The organism is Pseudomonas laurylsulfativorans (genome assembly GCF_002906155.1).
Lineage (GTDB): Bacteria > Pseudomonadota > Gammaproteobacteria > Pseudomonadales > Pseudomonadaceae > Aquipseudomonas > Aquipseudomonas laurylsulfativorans.
Map to the genome: position 1 here is coordinate 950,831 of NZ_MUJK01000001.1, position 15,230 is coordinate 966,060.

The 15,230-nt window shown below is 61.3% G+C and carries 11 protein-coding genes; 10 read left to right on the forward strand and 1 reads right to left on the reverse strand.

What is annotated here, in order from left to right:
- The first annotated feature begins 19 nt into the window (after positions 1-19).
- The 3 genes from B0D71_RS04185 to B0D71_RS04195 all read left to right on the forward strand — a co-directional run bounded on the left by B0D71_RS04185 (position 20) and on the right by B0D71_RS04195 (position 1,971).
- Complete coding sequence (locus tag B0D71_RS04185; protein ID WP_103393612.1) at positions 20-313, forward strand: antibiotic biosynthesis monooxygenase family protein; 294 nt, start codon at positions 20-22, stop codon at positions 311-313.
- A 307-nt stretch (positions 314-620) separates the two neighbouring features.
- A complete protein-coding gene (locus B0D71_RS04190; RefSeq protein WP_103393613.1) occupies positions 621-1,031 on the forward strand; it encodes a cupin domain-containing protein in 411 nt (136 codons plus the stop codon).
- Between the two features lie 229 nt (positions 1,032-1,260).
- Complete coding sequence (locus B0D71_RS04195) at positions 1,261-1,971, forward strand: ATPase (RefSeq protein ID WP_103393614.1); 711 nt, start codon at positions 1,261-1,263, stop codon at positions 1,969-1,971.
- A gap of 159 nt (positions 1,972-2,130) precedes the next feature.
- On the opposite strand, the gene B0D71_RS04200 is transcribed toward B0D71_RS04195, so the two are convergent.
- Positions 2,131-7,026, reverse strand: a complete 4,896-nt coding sequence (locus B0D71_RS04200; RefSeq protein ID WP_103393615.1) for an NAD-glutamate dehydrogenase — start codon at positions 7,024-7,026, stop codon at positions 2,131-2,133.
- 503 nt (positions 7,027-7,529) lie between these two features.
- Between B0D71_RS04200 and B0D71_RS04205 the strand changes: the two genes are divergently transcribed.
- The 7 genes from B0D71_RS04205 (at position 7,530) to B0D71_RS04235 (ending at position 15,022) form a co-directional block, all read left to right on the forward strand.
- Positions 7,530-7,883 (forward strand): hypothetical protein, encoded by a 354-nt coding sequence (locus B0D71_RS04205; protein WP_103393616.1) that lies wholly within the window; start codon positions 7,530-7,532, stop codon positions 7,881-7,883.
- 293 nt (positions 7,884-8,176) lie between these two features.
- Positions 8,177-9,136 carry an AAA family ATPase gene (locus tag B0D71_RS04210; RefSeq protein WP_103393617.1) on the forward strand — a complete coding sequence of 320 codons (960 nt, stop codon included), beginning with the start codon at positions 8,177-8,179 and terminating at the stop codon, positions 9,134-9,136.
- Positions 9,137-9,141: 5 nt separating this feature from the next.
- Positions 9,142-10,086, forward strand: a complete 945-nt coding sequence (locus tag B0D71_RS04215) for a DUF58 domain-containing protein (RefSeq protein ID WP_103393618.1) — start codon at positions 9,142-9,144, stop codon at positions 10,084-10,086.
- Positions 10,083-10,577: a DUF4381 domain-containing protein gene (locus B0D71_RS04220; protein ID WP_085725184.1), complete on the forward strand. Its 495-nt coding sequence runs from the start codon at positions 10,083-10,085 to the stop codon at positions 10,575-10,577. The genes B0D71_RS04215 and B0D71_RS04220 overlap by 4 nt, the downstream gene beginning before the upstream one ends.
- Positions 10,570-11,652, forward strand: a complete 1,083-nt coding sequence (locus B0D71_RS04225; protein ID WP_103393619.1) for a vWA domain-containing protein — start codon at positions 10,570-10,572, stop codon at positions 11,650-11,652. The genes B0D71_RS04220 and B0D71_RS04225 overlap by 8 nt, the downstream gene beginning before the upstream one ends.
- Positions 11,649-13,388, forward strand: a complete 1,740-nt coding sequence (locus tag B0D71_RS04230; protein WP_103393620.1) for a tetratricopeptide repeat protein — start codon at positions 11,649-11,651, stop codon at positions 13,386-13,388. Before B0D71_RS04225 ends, B0D71_RS04230 begins: the two co-directional genes overlap by 4 nt.
- On the forward strand, positions 13,385-15,022 hold the full coding sequence (locus B0D71_RS04235) for a BatD family protein (protein ID WP_103393621.1): 1,638 nt from the start codon (positions 13,385-13,387) through the stop codon (positions 15,020-15,022). Before B0D71_RS04230 ends, B0D71_RS04235 begins: the two co-directional genes overlap by 4 nt.
- Positions 15,023-15,230: the final 208 nt, after the last annotated feature.

The following is a 15,230-nucleotide window of genomic DNA, read 5'->3' on the forward strand; positions in this document are numbered from 1 at the left end:
TGATTCAGGAGTGTGAGCAATGTCCTATGAAGTGATCAATACCGTACAGGTACAGGCCGCCGCCGGCCGCTCGGATGAACTGGGTAAGCAACTGCAAAAGATTGTCGAGACCCTGCGTGAACTACCGGGCTGCGATACCTATATGGTCGACCGCTGCCCCGAGGACACCAATCGCTGGACCGTCAGCGCCCGCTGGCAATCGGAAGCGGCCATGCGATCGCATTTCAACTGCCCGGAAGTCCAGGGTTTTATCAACCTGATCGACAGCCAACTGGCCAATTCCGTGGACTTCAACAGTTTCCCGATCGTCTGACCCATTCCTGTGGCAAGGGCGATTCCCGATCCCCTGACCCACTCCTGTGGCGAGGGCGCTTGCTCCCGCTCGTCTGCGCAGCAGACGCAAAACCGGCAAACGCGGTCTACCTGACCCAATGCGCAGGCTGGATTTGGGGCCGCTTCGCGGCCCAGCGGGAGCAAGCTCCCTCGCCACAATATTTTCCACCCTCCCCCGCTATCGCCTGTCATTGGTCCCCTCGCCTTCCCGAATATTGGCTGTTTGATCGTTACCGCTTGCGGACTACTGTTGTTTTCAACAACTAACCCACCGCAGGTAAAGAACCATGAACGTGTTGCGATTCTGTGCTGCCCCCCTTGCCGCCCTGGCCCTGATGATCTCGGCATCGGCCTTTGCCCACGACCCTTCGGAAAAGGTCACGGTCCTGCAAGACGAGATGCTCAAGAATGCCCCCGGCAAAAAAGCGCTGATGATCGAAGTCGATTATCAACCCGGCCAGTCGTCCATCGCCCACAAACACGACGGCACCGCCATGGCCTATGTCCTCTCGGGCGCGATCGTTTCCCAGGTGAAAGGCGGGCCTGCGAAGACCTACAAGGCCGGTGAGTTCTGGTACGAGCCAGCGGGGTCGGAACACATGGTGTCGAAAAACGCCAGCGCCACCCAGCCGGCCAAGTTGCTGGTGTTCATGGTGTTGGCCCCTGACGAGAAAGTGTTGATCCCACTGGAACACTGATGGCTGAGCGAACAGCTATAAATAAAAAGGCTCGAATCGCGAATTCGGGCCTTTTTATTTCTCCACGCAATTAACCGCAAACGTTTAAGCCAAACAAAACTATTGGTCACCGGCGAAGGGCGGATATTGGCCATTTAAATAAATCATCCAGGGTTTAGTCTGGAGTCACCGCCGGTACAGCACCGGCAACTTAAACTTTCGACTGAAGTTGTTTCACTGGAGAAACACCATGAAACTTGCACTTCCCAGTACGTTGATCATGGCAGTTGTGTTAATCGGTTGCTCGATCCCCACCGCGCCGACGGCAGTTTCATCGCTGAACGGTATCTTCACCGAACCGGTTGGCCGCAGCGGTGCCACCCGTATTTCCAACGGCAGCAACGTCTCGTTGGGCATTATCTATAGCCAGAACACCCAGGCCAGCCGCGCATATCTTCAGGACTACCAGGCCAACGCCGGTACCGGTTTCGGCCAGAGTCTGCTGGTGCAGCCTATTCATGACGCCTACGTCGCCACCTCCAGGCCAGACCAGGCCGTGGATTGGGTCAAGGCCTCCCTGCAGCGGCAATTCGGCTCGGTGATCGTGTACCCGGACATGCAGAGCCTCAGGGCGGCGAACCCGGATGTGATGGCGGTGGTCGACACCCGTAGTCAATTGATCACCTCGCGCAGTTCAGACATACAGTCGGATATCAGTGCGGACTTTTACGACAAGAACTTCAACTACATCGGTACTGCACAAGGCCATGACGCCAAGGCACTTAGTCCGGTATGGGCCGACTACAAACGCAGTGAAGAGATAGTTGCGGATATTAATGAACAACAGAATGTACAAATCAGGGCGCTGCAAAAGTTTGATCAGTCGCTCAATAATTTATTGACCAGTCCGACAAGTAATGTGTCGAAGATCGATAATAAAACAAGCCAGAAGTTGTATTGATCTCATCGCCCGATTCGCTGGCAAGCCAGCTCCTACAGTTGATCGCATTTCAATGTGGGAGCGGGCTTGCCCGCGAAGAGGCACGACCCTTCAGCACAAAAACCTGCGGCAAAAAAACCCCGCATCTTTCAATGCGGGGTCTTTTCATTCAACGCCTGATCAGGCCGCCGGTTCCAGCTCGACGGCCGCAGCGGCAGGCACTACCGCCTGACCGCTCAACGCCAGGTCGAGCAGTTCGCGGTTGGCCACCGCGTACATGGCGTAGTCAGTGCCGCTGGCGGCACGGATCTCCACCAGCATGGCGCGCCAGCGTTCGATCATGCTCTCGTGCTGCGCCATCCACAGGGAAAGCCGTGTTTCCACGTCCTGGGTGCCGTCGCCCTGTTGCAGGACGGAGATGGTGATCGCACGTTGCTGCCAGTCGACGTCATCACGGAACGCTTCACGGGCCAGGGCCTGCCAGTTGTTTTCAACCGGCAGAGCGCTGATCTGCTGCAGGTACCAGGTGATGTCCAGCGCGCTGCCCACGGCGAAGTAGGCCTTGGCCACGTCCGCAGGGTTCTGGCCGGTCACGTCGGAAGCCTCGATGATCGGCAACAGGGTGTACAGGTGCGAAGTGCCAGCCACCATGCGCGCCAGCAACTCCGGCACACCGGCTTCGACATACGCCTGGTAACGGGACTGCCAGTTCTCGCGGATCTCGCCACTCAGCAGTTCGTCGAGCTTGAGACCCAACTCCTTCAGATGCGGACCGAAGTGTGCGACATCACGGGCAGCATTCTGCTCGTTGCGACGGGCACGCAGGAACCAGCGCGTGGCGCGACGGCCCAGACGCATCAGCTCGTCCATCAGCTCCAGTTGAACGTCGGCGGAAACCTGGTAGTCCAGGTTCTCGATCTGACGGAACCAGTGCGGGAGGTGGAAAATGTCACGTACGATCACGTAGGCGCCAGCCACGTTCGCCGGGCTCATGCCGGTCGACTCTTTGAGTCGTTGAACGAAGGTGATGCCCATGTGGTTGACCAGATCGTTGGCGATCTGGGTACTGACGATTTCGCGCTTCAGACGGTGACGACGCATGGCCGCGGAGAACTTGCTCACCAGGGTTGGCGGGAAAGCGGTTTCCATGTCGCGGGTCAGGTAGTCGTCATCCGGCACCAGGGAGCCCAGCAGCTGCTCCTTGAGGTCGATCTTGCTGTACGAGATCAGCACCGACAGCTCGGCACGGGTCAGGCCATGGCCTGCCGCGACGCGCTCGTTGATGGCTTCTTCGGCCGGCAGGAACTCGATGGCGCGATCCAGCTTGCCGCGACCTTCCAGATCGTTCATCAGGCGCTTGTACTCGGCAATCCGCGGCAAGGCGCGGCGGGCTGCCAGGGACAGGGCCTGAGTCTGCTTGTAGTTGTTGCCCAGCACCAGACCACCGACTTCGTCGGTCATGCTCGCCAGCAACTGGTTGCGTTGCTTGTCGGTCATGTCGCCGGCCTGAACCACTTCGTTCAGCAGGATCTTGATGTTCACTTCGTGGTCGGAGCAGTCCACGCCACCGGCATTATCGATAAAGTCGGTGTTGGAACCGCCACCATTGAGGCCGAATTCGACGCGACCCAGCTGGGTCATGCCCAGGTTACCGCCCTCGCCCACGACTTTGCAGCGCAGTTCGTTGCCGTTCACGCGCAGTGCATCGTTGGCCTTGTCGCCGACATCGGCGTGGCTTTCAGTGCTGGCCTTGACGTAAGTACCGATACCGCCGTTCCACAGCAGATCCACCGGTGCCTTGAGCAAGGCGTTCAGCAGTTCGGTCGGGGTCAGCTTGTCGGCCTCGATGTCGAAGCGCTCTTTCATCTGCTCGGAAATCGCGATGCTCTTCGCGCTGCGCGAGAAGATACCGCCGCCTTCGGACATGATGCTGGTGTCGTAGTCCGACCAGGCCGAACGCGGCAGGTCGAACAGGCGCTGACGCTCGGCGAAGCTCGATGCCGGCTCAGGATTCGGGTCGATGAAGATGTGCAGGTGGTTGAAGGCCGCGACCAGCTTGAGCTTGTCGGACATCAGCAAGCCGTTACCGAACACGTCGCCGGCCATGTCGCCGACGCCCACCACGGTGATGCTGTCTTCCTGGACATTGATGCCGCGCTCGCGGAAGTGGCGCTGTACGCCGACCCACGCGCCCTTGGCGGTGATGCCCATTTTCTTGTGGTCGTAACCGGCCGAACCACCGGATGCAAACGCGTCACCCAGCCAGAAGCCGTAGTCGATGGCGATGCCGTTGGCGATGTCGGAGAAGGTCGCAGTGCCCTTGTCCGCCGCCACTACCAGGTACGGGTCATCGTCGTCATGACGCACGACGTTCGCCGGTGGCACCAGGGCGCCGTCCTTCAGGTTGTCGGTGATGTCCAGCAGACCGGAAATGAAGATGCGGTAGCAGGCGATGCCTTCGGCCGCGATCTCGTCACGGCTGCCGCCCAGTGGCAGGCGACGCGGCAGGAAGCCGCCCTTCGCACCCACCGGCACGATCACCGAGTTCTTCACTTGCTGGGCTTTTACCAGGCCCAGGACTTCGGTACGGAAGTCTTCTTCACGGTCGGACCAGCGCAGGCCGCCACGAGCCACATTGCCGAAGCGCAGGTGCACACCTTCGACGCGCGGCGAGTACACGAAGATTTCGAACTTCGGCACAGGTTTCGGCAGCTCGGGAATCAAGTGCGGGTTGAACTTGAAGCTGAAGTACGACTTGTTATGGCCGTTGGCATCGGTCTGGTAGAAGTTGGTACGCAGGGTGGCCTTGATCAGGTCCAGGTAGCGACGCAGGATGCGGTCTTCGTTGAGCACCTGAACGTCGTCCAGGGCGCTGAGAATCGCGTGTTCCAGGCGTTGTTGCTTGTCTTCCAGATCGTCGCCGGTCAGCTTGCGCGCCAGGTAGAAACGGGTCTTGAACAACCGGGTCAGCTCGCGAGCGATGTCGGTGTGGTTGTTCAGGGTGCTGGCGATGTAGCCCAGGTCGAAGCCCAGACGAATCTGCTTCATGTAGCGGGCGTAGGCACGCAGCAGCGCCACGTCGCGCCATGGCAGGCCGGCAGTCAGCACCAGACGGTTGAACGCGTCGTTCTCGGCTTCGCCACGCACGATGTGGACAAAGGCGTCCTGCAGCGTGTCGTTGAGTTGCTGGATGTCGAGTTCCAGGCCTTCGGCGGCAGTGAACGCGAAATCGTGAATCCAGAACTCGCGGCCACTGTTGTGGCGCAGGCGGTACGGGAACTCACCCAGCACGCGCAGGCCGAGGTTTTCCAGGATCGGAAGGACGTCGGACAACGCCAGCGGGGTATCGGCGTGGTACAGCTTGCAGTGCAGCATGCGCTGGCCGGAAACCTGGCCCAGCGGCTGGTAGAAGCTCATCACCAGCGGATTTTTTTCGTTCAGGCTCAGCAGGTGCTGCATGTCGACCACAGCCGAATGGGCTGCGAAACGCTCGCGGTAACCGGCCGGGAAGCCTTTCGGGAAGTCGGCCAGCACGTTGGTGCCGTGCGCTTCGCCGAAGCTTTCAACGGTCAGGGCGGCGTAGTCGTCCTGCCAACTGCGGCAGGCCTGCACGACTTCTTTTTCCAGCAGCAGCGGGTCGATGTCGAGGCGGTTTTTCGGGTCGACGCGCAGGATCAGTTGCACGCGGGCCAGCACGGACTCGGAGAAGAAGGTCCAGAACTCGCAATCGGTCGCTTTCAGGCGATCCATCAGCACTTGCTGGATCTTCTGGCGCACTTCGGTGGAGTAGATGTCACGCGGCACGTAGGCCAGGCAGTAGCAGAAGCGGCCGTACGGGTCTTTGCGCAGAAACACGCGAATCTTGTTGCGCTCCTGGATCTGCACGATCGACATCACGGTGCTGAACAGCTCGTCCACCGGGGTTTGGAACAGATCGTCGCGCGGCAGCACTTCGAGCACCTGCGCCAGTTCCTTGCCCAGGTGAGCCTTGGCCTGGAAGCCGGAACGGTGTTCGATTTCCTCGACCTTGCGGCGGATGTACGGGATCACCCGCACGCTCTCGCCATACACCGACGAGGTGTACAGGCCCATGAAACGGCATTCCTTGATGACCTTGCCGTTGGCATCGATTTCGCGGATCGATACGTAGTCCGGGTAAGCCGGACGGTGCACACGGCTTGGGTGCGCGGCCTTGGCGAACGACAGCAGGGTCGGTTCGCGCAGGTAGTTCACGGCGTAGTCTTCGATGCGCAGGTCATCGTAGGTCAGGCCGGCACGCAGCAGCTTGGTCAGGCCAAGGAAGGACTCCTTGTCGTAGACGATGTGGCCGCCATCGGTTTCATCGCTGACCACGAACTCTTCGTAGCCGAGGAAGGTGAAGTGGTTGCCCACCAGCCATTCCAGAAAGCTCTTGATTTCGTTCTTCTCGTCGGCGTCGACGGCGAACTGGCTGTTGTCCAGCTTGGTCAGGATGTCCTGGACCTTGGCCTTCATCGGCTCGAAATCGCCGACGGCCACGCGGACTTCACCGAGCACCTGCTCCAGTTCCTTGCTCAGAACGTTGAGCTCGGCGGTGTTGGCGCAGCGATCAATTTCCAGGTACATCAGCGACTCTTGCTGAATGTCGTCGCCCTGGGTGCCTTTAGGCAGGATTTCGAGCAACTCGCCCTTGCTGCCACGACGCACGCTCAGCACGGTGGTTTGCAGGGTATGGATGCTGTAGCCGCGGCGGTTCAGCTCGGTACGCACCGAGTCCACCAGGAATGGCAGGTCGTGGTGCAACACTTCGACCGCGGTGTGGGTCGACTGCCAGCCGTGGCGTTCGTAATCGGGGTTGAAGACGCGTACTTGCGGTTGCGCGTGATCAAAGCGCTCAAGCAGGCGCCATGCAGAAAGGGTGCAGCCAGCAAGGTCGGACAACCGACGCTGGGTCAGCTCGTCAAGGGAAATGATGCCGAAGAATTGTTCAGCGAACAGCGCCACTTGTGGCAGTGCCTGTTCACTGATGTGCTGCGCCAGTGCCGCTTGCAGTTGGTGCTGGAAGTCGGCTTTGCTGGCTGCGGTGAAGAACGCCATCTGTGGTACTCCGCTTGGGCTTGTTATTGATGAAAGCGTCGCGTGCAAAACCCCTTTCGGGGTGGTCCGTCACCCGGCTCCTGATTCTCGGGCAGAGGAAACAGGGTGACAGGTGGGTGAAGCTGGACGAGACACTCAGGTCACATTCACCTTCCGTGAATGGGCATCTGCAAAAACGACTGGGCCGGGTGCAGCGCAATGTCTTTACGGGTGCTCATCCGTTGCGCAGCTTAACGAGTGCGGCAAGGCCCATGCTTGCGGTGCTGCGACATATTCGGTCATCGGCACGCAGCTCAAGGCATGCGCATCGAACAACACTAGCATTCACACAGAAAAATGACGGTTTTCCGTCCGGTTTTACGGGACATGCGTACCAGAAATGACCAGTTACACTCTGGCCGTTCACGGCATGGCCACTCACACGTGGCCGAGCAGAAATGTGCGCGGGCTGGCAGAATCGCCCTTTGTTGCGTTTACCACGCTCGTCGAGCCAGGAATTTCCCATGAAAATGAAAACCGCCCTATTGATCGTCAACCCCTGCGACGAAGAAGAAGACAACATGGCCATGCTCTGCTGCCACAGCGACCAGGGCGAAATGTTCCTGATGAGCCGCTACCCGGATGAAGACGAGCTGGAAATCACCCTCGATGGCGAACCCTCGACCCTTGATGGCGTGAAAGTCACCCTCAGCCCTTCCCTGCTGAAGATAGAAATTGCGGCGGCGGATGCTGATGCGTTGAATGGGGATGATGTGCTGGAAATCACCTTTGATGCTGATATGACGGACCTGGCTGAAGTGGAAGAAACCTTGCAGAACATTCTCAAGGGCACCGGGACTTACATCAGCGAGCTCTGATAGCGTCTGGGCGGCCCTCATCGCGAGCAGGCTCGCTCCCACAGGGGAACTCCAGCGGACGCGTAACTTGAATCCGGCACTATCCCAATGTAGGAGCGAGCCTGCTCGCGAAAGCAGTCGAAAGAACACCACCACTCTCCCGCCCTGTAAAATTCAAGCAACTTTGCCAACCATTTCCCGCACTTTGCGCAAAATGCCGTTAGTCGCCGCCCCCCGCGATGGATTAAAGTAACGCCCCCAGCCCTGGCGTATTTCGAACGTCCTCGGCCACCCTTTTGCAGGAACAGTCATCGATGGAACATCGTGAAGCGCTGCTCGCGCTGCGAACCTTTCTTTCAACGCAGATTCTCGGCCAGGAAAAGCTCATCGAGCGCTTGCTCATCGCCCTGCTCGCCGACGGCCACATGCTGGTCGAAGGCGCCCCTGGCCTGGCCAAGACCAAGGCCATCAAAGAACTCGCCGAAGGCATCGAAGCTCAGTTCCACCGCATCCAGTTCACCCCTGACCTGTTGCCGGCCGACATTACCGGAACGGAAATCTATCGCCCGGAAACCGGCAGTTTCGTGTTCCAGCAAGGCCCGATCTTCCACAACCTGGTTCTGGCCGACGAAATCAACCGTGCCCCGGCCAAGGTGCAGTCTGCGCTGCTCGAAGCCATGGGCGAGCGGCAAGTCAGTGTCGGGCGCAGCACCTATGAGCTGTCGCCGCTGTTTCTGGTGATGGCCACACAGAACCCGATCGAGCAGGAAGGCACCTACCCGCTTCCGGAAGCGCAGCTCGACCGTTTCCTGATGCACGTAAAAATCGGTTTCCCGGACGCGACGGTTGAACGCAAGATCCTGCAACAGGCCCGCGGCGAAGCCCTGAACGGTGAAGCCAAGCCTGAGCGTCGGGTGACCCAGCAGACGATTTTCGCCGCACGCAAGGAAATCCTGGGGTTGTACATGGCCGACGCCGTAGAGGAGTACCTGGTACAGCTGGTCATGGCCACCCGCATCCCGGCCAAGTTCGACCCGGAGATGGCCGAGTGGATCGCCTACGGCGCCAGCCCGCGCGGCTCGATTGCCCTGGACCGCTGCGCCCGTGCCCACGCCTGGCTCGCCGGCCGCGACTTTGTCAGTCCGGAAGACATCCAGGCCGTACTGTTCGACGTGCTGCGCCATCGCATCATTCTCTCCTTTGAAGCCGAAGCCGCTGGCATCGATCAGGACCGGGTGGTCCAGCGGATTCTCGACGTCGTAGCCGTCGCTTGACCCCGATGAACGCCAGCCTGCCGCCCGAGCCGGGCATTCGTGTCAGCCTCGCCGAGCTGATCGAGATGCGCCATCGCGTGCGCGAAGTGCAGTTGTTCTCCACGCCGAGCCAGCGCAGCCCGCTGATCGGCCTGCACCATTCCAAATTGCGCGGGCGTGGCGTCGACTTCGATCAGGTGCGGGTCTATCAGGCCGGCGACGACGTACGCACCATTGACTGGCGCGTGACCGCGCGCACTCAGGAGCCTCACACCAAACTGTTCCACGAAGAACGCGAGCGGCCAATTTTCATCATGGTCGAACAAAGTCGTCGGCTGTTTTTCGGTTCGGGCCTGATGTTCAAGTCGGTGCTCGCCGCCCAGGCTGCGAGCCTGATCGGTTGGGCCGCCCTGGGGCACAACGACCGGGTCGGCGGGCTGGTGTTTGGCGATAATGAGCACTACGAAATCAAGCCCCGGCGCAGCAAGCAAAGCCTGCTGCAGTTGCTCAACCGGCTGGTGCGGGTCAACCAGTCGCTCAATACCGAAGGCGAGCCGGACCGCGACGCCTTTGGCATTGCCTTGCGCCGTGCCCGGGAAGTGTCCCGCCCGGGCAGCCTGGTGATCGTGATCTGCGACGAACGCGCACTGTCAGAAAGTGCCGAGCAACAGTTGAGCCTGTTATCGCGACATTGCGACCTGTTGCTGCTGCCGGTGTCGGACCCACTGGATCATGCCCTGCCCGCCGCCGGGCTGTTGCGTTTCGCCGAACGGGGTGCGCAACTGGAGCTCGACACGCTCAATTTCGACCTGCGCCAGACTTACCGGGCCCAGGCCGAAGCACGCATCGCTCGCTGGGAACTGCTCGCACAGAAGCTGCGTGTACTGTTGATGCCTCTGAGCACTCAGAGCGAGATGGTCGAGCAATTGCGCGAATACCTGAACCCACAGAATTCGGGGAAAGGTCGATGAGCAGCCTTGATCAACTGCAACCGCTGATATCCCCGCCACCGGTGGAGTTCTGGCCACCGGCACCGGGTTGGTGGCTGCTGCTTTTAGTGGTGCCACTGATCGGTCTGGGCCTGTGGAAGCTGCGTCGCTTTATTCCGAGCAAGCGCCCCGTGGTTCGTGCCGAGCAGCCGCTTGACCCGGTGCGCCTTGCTGCCCTGGCGGAGCTGGCGCTGATGCCCAAGCCTTACGATGGTGCGCCGGCCGGTGCCTGGCTGCAGCAACTCAACGGCTTGCTCAAGCGTCTGTGCCGCAACCACTACCCCTACAGCCAGAGCCATACCCTCAACGGCCGCAAGTGGCTGGCATTCCTCGACAATCGCTGCCCGGCGGCCGGCCTGACCCGCTGGATGGTGCTGGTCGAAGGCGCCTACAAACCGGAATGCAAACTCGACGACAAGGCCATCGCCGGCCTGACCCAGGCCGTGGACACATGGATTCGCAAGCATGTTTGAATTCGCCTGGCCGTGGATTTTTGCCCTGTTGCCGCTGCCGTGGCTGATGCGCATCCTATTGCCAGTGGCCGACAGTGGTGAACCGGCGCTCAAGGTCAGCTTCCTCAGCGATCTCGAAGGCCTTGCCGGACGTCGCGCCCGGGCCAACCTGCCGGCATGGCGCCAGCAGGCACCGTTCATTTTGCTGTGGCTGTTGCTGCTGGTCGCGGCGGCACGTCCGCAGTGGCTCGGCGACCCCTTGCCGATCGCCGCCAGCGGCCGTGATCTGCTGGTGGCGGTAGACGTTTCCGGCTCCATGGATTTCCCTGACATGCAGTGGCAGGACGAAGAGGTGAGTCGTCTCTCGCTGGTCCAGCATCTGCTCGGGGACTTTCTCGAAAGTCGCGAGGGTGACCGAGTCGGCCTGATCCTGTTCGGCAGCCAGGCCTATGTGCAGGCACCGCTGACATTCGACCGGCACACCGTGCGCGTCTGGCTCGACGAAGCGCGCATCGGCATTGCCGGCAAAAACACCGCCATCGGCGATGCAATCGGTCTGGCCCTCAAACGCCTGCGTTTGCGTCCAGCCACAAGCCGCGTGCTGATACTGGTGACCGACGGCGCCAACAATGGCGGTGAAATCGACCCGCTCACCGCTGCACGGCTGGCAGCCAAGGAAGGCGTGAGAATCTACCCGATCGGCATCGGTGCCGATCCTGAGCAAAGTGGCACGGTCGGTTTTCTCGGCCTCAATCCAAGCCTGGACCTGGACGAACCTGCCCTGCGGGCCATTGCCGTGGCCACCGGCGGCCAGTACTTCCGCGCTCACGACGGCAAGGAGCTGCAGGCTATCAAGGACACCCTTGACCAACTCGAGCCAGTGGCCCAGCAACCCACCCAGGCCCGCCCGACTCAAGCGCTGTACCACTGGCCGCTGGCCCTGGCGCTGTGGTTGAGCATGCTACTGGTGGCCCCCGTACTCTGGCCGGACAACCCCTTGCAACGCCTGTTTACCAAGGATCTGTTTTTGCAATCCCAACTGCTGCCTGACTGGCGCCAGCGTCTCAAACGCCTGCGCCTGCGGAGGCGTCGATGAGTGTGCTGTGGCCCTACTGGTTCCGTCCCTGGTGGCTGCTGTTGCTGCCGGTGCTTGGCTGGTTGCTCTGGCAACTCTGGCACCGCAAGAAACGCGCCGGGCGCTGGCAGATGATCCTGCCGCCGGCCTTCCACGCCGCACTGCTCAGCGGTGGCAGTGGACGTGACAGCAAATTGCCTTGGGTCGCCCTCGGTCTCGCGTGGCTGTTGACCGTGCTCGCCCTGCTGGGTCCGAGCTGGCAGCGTGTCGAGCAGACCAGTCAAAAGCCCGCTGACCCTCTGGTGGTGATTCTCGAGCTGACCCCGGAAATGCTCGCCACCGACGTCATGCCCAACCGACTCGAACAGGCGCGACGCAAGTTGTTCGATCTGCTGCAGATTCGCAGCGACGCGCAAACCGCCATCGTCGTCTACGCCGGCAGTGCCCATACGCTGGTACCGCTGTCGGATGATCTTTCCACCAGCCGCAATCTGCTGGATGCACTAAAACCGTCGTTGATGCCAGAGGCCGGTCATCGCGCCGATCTGGCTGTGATCAAGGCCCTGGCGCTGCTCAAACAGGCAGCTCTCGGCGACGGCCGGATCCTGCTGATGGGTTCGTCCCTGACTGAACAGGAACGGCTGGGCATCCGTCACGCGCTGAACGGCAAATCGACTCAATTTCTGATGCTCGGCATCGGCACCGCCGAAGGCTCGCCCATCACCCAGGAGGACGGTAGTTTCCTCAAGGATGAACAAGGGGCCATTCTCGTGCCGCGCCTCGACGAGCCAGGCTTGAAAAGCTTTGCCGGCGACCTGGATGGACGCTTTCGCCAGGCACGCCTGGACGATAGTGACCTGCATGCCCTTGGCCTGTTCGACGGCCCACGCAATTTGCGCAACGACGGTCAGACCCTGCGCCTGGACACCTGGGCCGATCAAGGTTACTGGCTGCTACTACCGCTCCTGTTGCTCGCGGCCTGCGCGGGACGTCGCGGCTGGCTGCTCTGCCTGCCGCTGCTATTGGCGCTGCCGCAGCCGGGCTACGCTTTCGACCTCGCAGACCTGTGGCTGCGTCCTGATCAACAAGGCCTGCACTTACTCAAACAAAAGCGCCCGGCCGAAGCCGCCCGGCGTTTCGAAGACCATCAGTGGCAAGGCGTGGCGCTCTATGAAGCTGGAGACTACGCCAGCGCCGCCGAGCGGTTCGCCGAAGGCAACGATGCCCACGCCCACTACAATCGGGGCAATGCCCTGGCCAAAGGCGGTGAGCTGGAGGCCGCCCTGGACGCTTACGAACAGGCACTGGAACGACAACCGGATTTGCGCCCGGCGCTGACCAACAAAGCGCTGGTGGAACGTCTGCTCAAGGAAAAAAACACGCCACCCCCTGCCGAGCCAGACAAAGCCGAGAACACCCGGCCCGAAGCCCAAACGCAGGAACCACCGCCCGGTGTTGCGGCCCAACCCGAGAGCAGCGGCGAACCGAACACCAGTGAGCAGCCGGCCAGGCCGGGCGAGGCGCAACCGCCCACCGCGCCGCCGAAACCGGGGGCCAACGAAGTACCGGGCAGCGAATTGGGTGACGAACAACACACTACACCGCCCCTGCGTCCGGCCTCCGACAGCATCGAAGGCGAGCAGCGCCAGGCACTGGAACAGTGGCTGCGGCAAATCCCGGATGACCCTGGTGAATTGCTGCGGCGCAAATTCTGGTACGAACAGCAACAACATCAGGATCAGGAAGAAACTCGATGACCCGCTTCACCGCTTTATTGCTCGCTCTGCTGCTCTGGACTTTTCAAGCCCAGGCCGCAGAGCTGGTCGCCAGTGTGGACCGCAGTCGCCTGAGCTCAGGCGAGACGGTCGAGCTGACCCTGGAATCCACCGATGTAACGCAGTTCGGCAAACCCGACCTGACACCGCTGGAGCCACTGTTCGAAGTGCGCGGCACACGCCAGGTCAACCAGTTGAACACCCTCAGCGGGGAAAACCAGGCCGCCACGCGCTGGATCGTCACACTCCTGCCCCGGCAAAACGGCAGCGTGGTGATTCCGCCCTTGCAGCTGGGCGAACTGCAGAGCCAGCCGATCACCCTGCAAGTGGTCGAGAGCGAAACACCGGACAACCCGAACAAGCGCGCCCCGGTGTTCATCGATGCCAGCCTCGATCAAACCAGTGTGTACGTTCAGGCTCAGGCAGTCCTGACCCTGCGCATCTACCATTCGGTGTCGCTGTACGACGACAGCAGCCTGCCACCCTTGCAGATCCCTGATGCGCGCATCGAACAATTGGGCGACTCACGCACCTACGAAAAAGACATCGATGGCCTGCGCCACGGCGTGATCGAAATGCGCTACGCGATCTACCCGCAACACAGTGGCGAACTGATCATTCCGACACAGATCTTCAACGCCGCGCTGGTTGATGCGCAGCCGGCACAGGACGCCGCACAGGGACCGAAATCCGGCAAGCTGATGCGCGTCACATCGACTGAACTGCTGTTGACGGTCAAGGCCAAACCCATTACCTATCCGGCCGACGCGCCCTGGCTGCCTGCACGCAGCCTGACCCTGAGCGAAAGCTGGAACCCGGAGCCGGATCACGCCCAGGTCGGCGATTCATTGACCCGCAGTCTGACGGTGAAAGCCGAAGGCTTGTCCAGCACCCAACTGCCACCACTGCCCGGCACCGATGTCGGCGGTTTGCGCCGCTACCCGGATCAACCGGTACTCGGCAACCAGAACAGCGAACGCGGTCTGGTGGGCAGTCGTGAAGACCGCGAGGCCCTGGTGCCGACACGGACCGGCGCCATCGAGTTGCCGACCGTCGACGTGGTCTGGTGGAACACCTTCGAAGACCATTTGGAACACAGCAGCCTGCCCGCCCGCACGTTGCATGTGTCGGCCAATCCAAGCCTGGTGGTCGACACCCCGGCCGGCGCCTTACCGGTCGATGCCAGCGCCGACAGCGAAGCACTCTGGCGCTGGAAGCTCAGCACCTTGATTCTGGCCTGCACCACCCTGCTCGGCTTCGGCCTCTGGTGGCGCGGCCGCTGGCAACCAGCGGTGGCGCGTGTCGCCCAAACCGGCCCGAGCCCGCGCACCGTGCTCGACGACCTCAAGCGTGCCTGCCAGGCCAACGATTCCCACGCCACCCGCCAGGCCCTCGACGCCTGGGCCCGTCAACAACCGGAAACCCTGGCCGACATGGCCGCCCGCTTCGTGCCACTGTCCGACGCCCTCGACGGCCTGAACGGCGCGCTGTACAGCGAAACCGGCCAGCACTGGCAAGGTGACGAATTGTGGCGGGTGATCAAGGCGATTCCGATGGCCGAAAGGGTGCAGGACCCGGTCGGTGACAGTGGGTTGCCGCCGCTTTATCCGAAGTAAACATCGATCTATGTAACAAGGGAGATTACCTGTGGCGAGGGGGCTTGCCCCCGTTCGGTCGCGAAGCGACCGTAAATCCAGGTCACTCGATGCGCCAGAAAAAGCCAGGGGCCGCTTCGCAGCCCAACGGGGGCAAGCCCCCTCGCCACCGAACAATCCGTTGCGCGACCGGACTTTTTTGCCAGTAAACTCTCCCCCCTTTCGCCGC

Bases quoted from the DNA above. Each gene is read 5' to 3' on its own strand.
- B0D71_RS04205 (WP_103393616.1), top strand. From the start codon at position 7,530: ATGAAAATGAAAACCGCCCTATTGATCGTCAACCCCTGCGACGAAGAA.
- B0D71_RS04190 (WP_103393613.1), top strand. From the start codon at position 621: ATGAACGTGTTGCGATTCTGTGCTGCCCCCCTTGCCGCCCTGGCCCTG.
- B0D71_RS04200 (WP_103393615.1), bottom strand. From the start codon at position 7,026: ATGGCGTTCTTCACCGCAGCCAGCAAAGCCGACTTCCAGCACCAACTG.
- B0D71_RS04185 (WP_103393612.1), top strand. From the start codon at position 20: ATGTCCTATGAAGTGATCAATACCGTACAGGTACAGGCCGCCGCCGGC.
- B0D71_RS04220 (WP_085725184.1), top strand. From the start codon at position 10,083: ATGAGCAGCCTTGATCAACTGCAACCGCTGATATCCCCGCCACCGGTG.
- B0D71_RS04230 (WP_103393620.1), top strand. From the start codon at position 11,649: ATGAGTGTGCTGTGGCCCTACTGGTTCCGTCCCTGGTGGCTGCTGTTG.
- B0D71_RS04210 (WP_103393617.1), top strand. From the start codon at position 8,177: ATGGAACATCGTGAAGCGCTGCTCGCGCTGCGAACCTTTCTTTCAACG.
- B0D71_RS04235 (WP_103393621.1), top strand. From the start codon at position 13,385: ATGACCCGCTTCACCGCTTTATTGCTCGCTCTGCTGCTCTGGACTTTT.
- B0D71_RS04195 (WP_103393614.1), top strand. From the start codon at position 1,261: ATGAAACTTGCACTTCCCAGTACGTTGATCATGGCAGTTGTGTTAATC.
- B0D71_RS04225 (WP_103393619.1), top strand. From the start codon at position 10,570: ATGTTTGAATTCGCCTGGCCGTGGATTTTTGCCCTGTTGCCGCTGCCG.
- B0D71_RS04215 (WP_103393618.1), top strand. From the start codon at position 9,142: ATGAACGCCAGCCTGCCGCCCGAGCCGGGCATTCGTGTCAGCCTCGCC.